Origin of the sequence: Halomonas sp. 707B3 (assembly GCF_024158645.1) — a bacterium.
GTDB classification, from domain to species: domain Bacteria; phylum Pseudomonadota; class Gammaproteobacteria; order Pseudomonadales; family Halomonadaceae; genus Vreelandella; species Vreelandella lionensis.
In genome coordinates this window covers 1-6,116 of record NZ_JAMZBE010000185.1, presented here as the reverse complement: position 1 = coordinate 6,116, position 6,116 = coordinate 1, and the positions used below count along the sequence as shown (strand labels likewise).

The window sequence follows — 6,116 nt, the reverse complement described above, 5'->3', positions numbered from 1 at the left end:
GATCGCATGAAAGATGAGTTTGTCGCTATGGTCAGTCATGAACTTCGCACGCCACTAACATCTATACGATCATTTGCAGAAATTTTACGCGACACACCCGATATCGCGGCCGATAAACGTCAACAATTTCTCAGCATTATGGTACTGGAAAGCCAGCGCCTTTCCCGGCTTATTGAGGAGATTTTGGATTTAGCGCGACTTGAAAGCGGCCGATTAACCATGAAGCCAGTGGCGGTAAACTTAACAAAACTTGCAAAACAAAGTAGCGATGCCATCTTCCGCTTACATGAGGAGAACAGTATTGGGTTTGAGTTTTATGCAGCGGATGCTCCCGCCATTGTCATTGCGGACCCAGACCGCCTTGAGCAGGTCATTATTAACCTACTGGAAAATGCACGAAAATTTGCTAACCCTCAACACCCAAAGATAAAGCTGTCTGTTTATCCTATCGACAATGCCTTTCAGCTTAGCGTTGAGGATAATGGCCCAGGCATTCCGCCTACAGAGCGCGAAAATGTCTTTGAGAAATTCTATCAGCTGCAGCTTAAAGAGCACACTTCAATGCAAGGTCGGCCTAAAGGAAGCGGTTTAGGCTTGCCCATTAGCCGCGCTATAATTCACCACCTGGGTGGCAAACTATGGGCTACCGAATCCCCATTAGGTGGCACCAAAATGGTATTGGAACTTCCGAAAGCCTCTTTTATGTAAACAATTGTGCCGTTTAACGCATGGTATCTCAGTGTAACTAGCATCCGCTGACTCTTTTACGCTATTCTTCGCGCCCTCGCACGCTTTTCACCCGTTACCGGCGGAGCAGCAACACGATGCATGGATTAGCGCAACAAGAGAAGAGTGGCCACTACACCATCGCCACCCAGCCCATAGTGAATGCCCAGTTGCAACATATTGCAGATGAGTTGCTCTACCGTGGGGATATATCTGCCTATAGCGCCGCAGTATTAGATGATGTTCAGGCAACCGCTCGTGCCTGTGCTGTGGCTATTTATGAAATTGGTTTGGAAAAGCTTTGCGGCCAGCGTCAGCTTTTTATTAATGCTTCTGAACAGTGGCTGCTTAATCCCGATTTGGATGGCCTTCCGACCAATCAAATTGTTATCGAAGTGCTAGAGGATACTCAACCGAGCGAGCCGCTGATCGCCGCTCTACGTCAACTAAAGGCAAAAGGCTATACGTTAGCGCTTGATGATTTCGAGCTCACTTCCGCCAATAGTGCGCTATTAAACCTTGCCGATATCGTTAAATTCGATATATCGGTTGGATTACCCGTAGAACTTATTCAACGCCTTTATAGCAAAGGGTATACGCTGCTGGCCGAACGCGTAGAGACCTATGCGGATTTCGAGCGGTGTAAAGCACTCGGTTTTCGCCTGTTTCAAGGGTATTTTTACCAACGCCCCCAAGTGCAAGCCACGCAGACCCAGCGCCGTAGCTCGTCCCGCGCCAATCAAATGCAGCTCCTCGCCCAGCTATATAGCGATAAAGTACGCCTGCCAGCATTAAGCACACTAATAGCGCGAGACCCATATCTACTTAATGCTGTATTTAAACGCGCCAACTCAGCTGAGAAAGCCTCTCAGCGTCCTGCTTACAAACTGCTGGACTGCATCCATATTATTGGCCTGAAAGAGCTGAGAACGCTGGTTTCTATTGTGATGCTGGCGGGCAACAGCCCTGCCAGCAAAGTTAATCTGATTAATGGATTAACGCATGCGTTTGCCTGCGAAGCGTTGGCTTTACAACGAGGCCTTGATGGAGAAGAGAGCTTTATAACCGGGCTTTTTTCGCATATGCCGATAATTTTAGGTGTTGACTTAGAGACCATGCTCCAAGAGCTACCGCTTAACCATGCTATTCGCCACGCCCTTGTAGGGTACCAGGGCCCACTAGGAGAGCTGTTACGGGATGTCGAAGCTTGCGAGCGGGGTGTTGCTACCCCGGACGTGCCCGCAGAGCTTATGTTGCAAGCAGCCATAGAAGCGCGCGCCCTAATGGACGCCCATAATTAGCTAGCCGTGCTGCTATCGCGGCGGGGGTCGGGCTCGAACATGGCATCCCCCACTTCATCGATATAGCGCTGCGCTTTTGACACCATTAGCGCATCGCAAGCCTCACGCCCCGGCAACATATCGGAACGCTCAAACCGGTGCTCTTGCGCGCCACCTTGGCTATCGGGTTTGCGTATCCAGCCGCTCACGCGATACTGGCCGCTTTGGTTATCGGGCTGGGAGATAATTAAATACTCTTTATACTCCACCGATTCAGCCGCTTTGGTGCCAGTACTCGTGTTACCACCGCCCTGCGAACCAAATAAGCCTGAAAGCAACTTCTTAAACATAACGGCTCCTGTTACGCAGTGGCCAGCCCTGAGGCTGGCCACTGTTGAACGTTAGCTCTGCTGACGACCTTTGCCCGCGGCAATACGAAGACGCAGCGCATTCAGCTTGATAAAGCCTTCGGCATCTTTCTGATTGTAAGCGCCCGCATCGTCTTCAAACGTTGCGATAGACTCATCAAACAGCGACTGCTCAGATTTACGACCGACTACCGTAGCGTTACCTTTGTAGAGCTTCATGCGGACAACACCCGAGACATTTTTCTGCGTCTCGTCAATAGCAGCTTGCAGCATGCGGCGCTCAGGGCTCCACCAGTAGCCGTTGTAGATTACTTCGGCATACTTGGGCATCAGCTGATCTTTCAGGTGAGCCTCTTCACGGTCTAACGTCAGTGACTCGATCGCGCGGTGAGCGCGCAGCATGATCGTGCCTCCTGGCGTTTCATAGCAGCCACGCGACTTCATGCCCACATAGCGGTTCTCAACGATATCCAGGCGGCCAATGCCGTTATCGCCACCCAGCTTGTTGAGCTTCTCCAGCACTTCATGTGCCTTCAGCGCTTCGCCGTCAATCGCAACGATGTCGCCTTTCTCGTACGTCAGCTCAACGTAAGTCGGCTGCTCTGGCGCGGCTTCAGGAGAAACGCTCCAACGCCACATGTCTTCTTCGGCTTCGGCCCAAGGATCTTCCAGAATGCCGCCTTCGTAGGAGATGTGCAGCAGGTTAGCATCCATGGAGTAGGGAGATTTCTTCTTTTTGTTGGAGAAATCGACCGGAATATTGTGCTCTTCACAGTAAGCCATCAGCTTTTCGCGTGAAGTGAGATCCCACTCGCGCCATGGCGCGATGACTTTAACGCCTGGCTTCAGCGCGTAGCCGCCCAGCTCAAAACGCACCTGATCGTTACCTTTACCCGTCGCACCGTGAGAAATAGCGTCTGCACCGGTTTCGTTAGCAATTTCGATCAAGCGCTTGGCAATCAGCGGGCGAGCAATAGAGGTGCCCAGCAGGTACTCACCTTCATAAATGGTGTTGGCGCGGAACATCGGGAAGACGTAATCGCGTACGAACTCTTCGCGCAGGTCTTCGATGTAAATCTCTTTTACGCCTAGCGCTTGCGCTTTGGCACGAGCAGGCTCGACTTCTTCACCTTGACCGATGTCGGCAGTAAAGGTCACTACCTCGCAGTTGTAGGTCTCTTGCAACCACTTAACGATTACGGATGTGTCCAGGCCGCCTGAATATGCCAGCACAACCTTTTTGACATCGGACATTCTTTGCTCCTTGTAAAAAGCAGTTCACCAGAAAGGGTAGCGCCCTTAAGCCAGCGCTACCTGTTTATTCAAACCGTCAGTATAGCGTTCTCAATGCTCAGCGAATACCGTCAACGACGCCTTAGGGGTAAAGCTGCTAGAATCACCCAACCATAGCGGCAAACACTCGCCGCTGATTCTGACCGACTACTCGCTTTACTAAGGAGAGCTGCATGAGCGAGGCAATTGCCCGCGAATTGATGGCCCAGCGTTTTCGCAGTTATTTACCGGTTGTCATTGATTTGGAGACGGGTGGGTTTAATGCCCAAACGGACGCCGTATTGGAAATTGCAGCTGTCACCCTCACCATGGACCCGGACGGTAATTTACTGCCTGACGCGACCTATGCGTACCACATCCACCCCTTTGAGGGGGCCAACGTGGAGCAGTCGGCATTAGACTTCACAGGGATCAATCTGGATGACCCGCTGCGTCGCCAAGTGTCGCTTAGCGAATCCGAGGCGCTGGGTGAGATCTTTCGGCCCATTCGCAAGTCGTTGAAAGCCCACGGCTGCTCACGGGCGATCCTCGTCGGCCATAATGCTGCCTTCGACCACGGCTTTCTGAATGCCGCGGCCAACCGCTGCAACATCAAACGCAACCCGTTCCACCCCTTCTCAAGCTTTGATACGGCGACGCTAGCCGGGTTTGTATATGGTCAAACTGTGCTGGCCAGAGCGTGCCGTGCGGCAGGCATTGAGTTTGATAACAAAGCGGCCCACTCCGCGCGTTACGATACCGAGCGCACGGCTGAGCTGTTTTGCGCAATGGTTAACCGCTATAAAGATTTGGGCGGCTGGCGACTAGCCCAGCGTGAACAAGCGCTGGACGGTGGCGATGAGTAATCCGCGCAGGCAGCTAAAAACCCCCGCAGCGGCGGGCTTGAAACAGCATGTAATGCAGCAGAAATAGCTTTACGCTAAACTTTGCGTCAATTAAGAGCGCTTGGTTCACAGGGCGACTTTTAGTGCGCCTGTGAAGCATCGGCAAGCAAGGGAGCGAACGCTTGCCGTCAATAACGATGAAACCACCCGTTTTCAGGAGATGAGACGTTTCCATGGCCCAGCATAATGCCTTTTACGCCCAGTCCGGTGGCGTTACCGCCGTCATCAATGCCAGCGCCTGCGGCGTTATCGAAGCTTGCCGGCAAGCCCCCGACCAAATCGGCAAGGTGTATGCCGGCCATAACGGCATTATTGGTGCGCTGACGGAAGACCTGATCGATGTCACCCAGGAGAGTGATGATGCCATTGCGGCACTTCGTCATACGCCTGGCGGTGCGTTCGGTTCGTGCCGCTACAAGTTGAAGGATATTGATACCCACCGCGCCCAGTACGAGCGCCTGATCGAAGTCTTCAAAGCGCACGATATCCGCTATTTCTTCTATAACGGTGGCGGTGACAGCGCCGACACCTGCCTAAAGGTGTCACAGCTTTCAGAAAAGCTTGGTTACCCGCTGACCGCGATTCATGTTCCTAAAACCGTCGACAATGACCTGCCCATTACCGACAACAGCCCCGGTTTTGGCAGCGTCGCAAAGTATATTGCCACGTCTACCCGTGAAGCATCGCTGGATATCGCCTCCATGTGCGCCACGTCGACCAAAGTGTTCGTGCTGGAAGTAATGGGCCGCCATGCGGGCTGGATTGCCGCCGCAGGCGGACTGGCAGGCGAAGGTGAAGGCGAGCCGCCACACCTGATTATCTTCCCGGAAGTGGCTTTTAACCGTAAAGCGGTCATGGCACGGGTGGATGAGAGCGTTAAGAAGTACGGCTACTGCGTCATCGTAGTATCGGAAGGCGCGCGCTACGAAGACGGCACCTTCCTGGCAGATGCGGGTAACACCGATGCTTTCGGTCACCGCCAGCTAGGCGGCGTTGCGCCCACTCTGGCCGGTATGATCAAGCAAGATTTAGGCTACAAATACCACTGGGCCGTGGCCGACTACCTACAGCGTGCGGCTCGCCACTTAGCGTCAAAAACCGACGTTGAGCAAGCATACGCAGTGGGCCGTGAAGCGGTGACGCTGGCACTGGCGGGCAAGAACTCCATGATGCCGGCGATCCGCCGTATTTCACAAACCCCCTACCAGTGGGATGTGATTTCTGCGCCGCTGTCGCAAATTGCCAACCAAGAGAAATTCATGCCTCGCGATTTCATCAGCGAGAACGGCTTTGGCATTACTCAAGCATGCCGAGACTACCTCTCGCCGCTGATCCAAGGCGAAGACTTCCCTCCGTTCGAGAATGGCCTGCCCAAAGTCGCCAAGCTCAAGCTGGCGAAAGTGGAGCAGAAGCTGCCTAAATTCACACTGTAACTTCTCGGCTGGCTGAAACGCTGGTGTCTAGTCCTGAAATAGATTGACACTTATTTCATCTCAAACGCCCAGTGCACTGCATTGGGCGTTTTGTATTTCAGCGCTAGGTGTGGCCACTGACTGTTATAAATC

At 53.0% G+C, this 6,116-nt stretch carries 6 protein-coding genes; 4 read left to right on the top strand and 2 right to left on the bottom strand.

Annotation, left to right across the window (positions count from 1 at the left end; translation table 11 throughout):
* Together BIS10_RS16830 and BIS10_RS16825 are read left to right on the top strand one after the other, a co-directional pair.
* On the top strand, positions 1-708 hold a 708-nt coding region (locus BIS10_RS16830; protein WP_253506979.1), incomplete at its 5' end, for a sensor histidine kinase KdpD.
* 116 nt (positions 709-824) lie between these two features.
* On the top strand, positions 825-2,027 hold the full coding sequence (locus tag BIS10_RS16825) for an EAL and HDOD domain-containing protein (protein WP_253506976.1): 1,203 nt from the start codon (positions 825-827) through the stop codon (positions 2,025-2,027).
* On the opposite strand, the gene BIS10_RS16820 is transcribed toward BIS10_RS16825, so the two are convergent.
* Together BIS10_RS16820 and BIS10_RS16815 are read right to left on the bottom strand one after the other, a co-directional pair.
* A complete protein-coding gene (locus BIS10_RS16820) occupies positions 2,024-2,356 on the bottom strand; it encodes an HlyU family transcriptional regulator (protein ID WP_083023865.1) in 333 nt (110 codons plus the stop codon). The two genes, BIS10_RS16825 and BIS10_RS16820, sit on opposite strands and share 4 nt — an antisense overlap.
* A 51-nt stretch (positions 2,357-2,407) precedes the next feature.
* Positions 2,408-3,628 carry an argininosuccinate synthase gene (locus tag BIS10_RS16815; RefSeq protein ID WP_044627989.1) on the bottom strand — a complete coding sequence of 407 codons (1,221 nt, stop codon included), beginning with the start codon at positions 3,626-3,628 and terminating at the stop codon, positions 2,408-2,410.
* A gap of 212 nt (positions 3,629-3,840) precedes the next feature.
* Between BIS10_RS16815 and rnt the strand changes: the two genes are divergently transcribed.
* Positions 3,841-4,512, top strand: coding sequence for a ribonuclease T (gene rnt, locus BIS10_RS16810; protein ID WP_083023868.1), 672 nt, complete (start codon positions 3,841-3,843; stop codon positions 4,510-4,512).
* Between the two features lie 212 nt (positions 4,513-4,724).
* A complete protein-coding gene (locus BIS10_RS16805; protein WP_083023871.1) occupies positions 4,725-5,984 on the top strand; it encodes a 6-phosphofructokinase in 1,260 nt (419 codons plus the stop codon).
* Positions 5,985-6,116 lie beyond the last annotated feature (132 nt).

Excerpts from the sequence above, each read along its gene's own strand:
- BIS10_RS16825 (WP_253506976.1), top strand. The coding sequence starts at position 825 with ATGCATGGATTAGCGCAACAAGAGAAGAGTGGCCACTACACCATCGCC.
- BIS10_RS16820 (WP_083023865.1), bottom strand. The coding sequence starts at position 2,356 with ATGTTTAAGAAGTTGCTTTCAGGCTTATTTGGTTCGCAGGGCGGTGGT.
- BIS10_RS16815 (WP_044627989.1), bottom strand. The coding sequence starts at position 3,628 with ATGTCCGATGTCAAAAAGGTTGTGCTGGCATATTCAGGCGGCCTGGAC.
- rnt (WP_083023868.1), top strand. The coding sequence starts at position 3,841 with ATGAGCGAGGCAATTGCCCGCGAATTGATGGCCCAGCGTTTTCGCAGT.
- BIS10_RS16805 (WP_083023871.1), top strand. The coding sequence starts at position 4,725 with ATGGCCCAGCATAATGCCTTTTACGCCCAGTCCGGTGGCGTTACCGCC.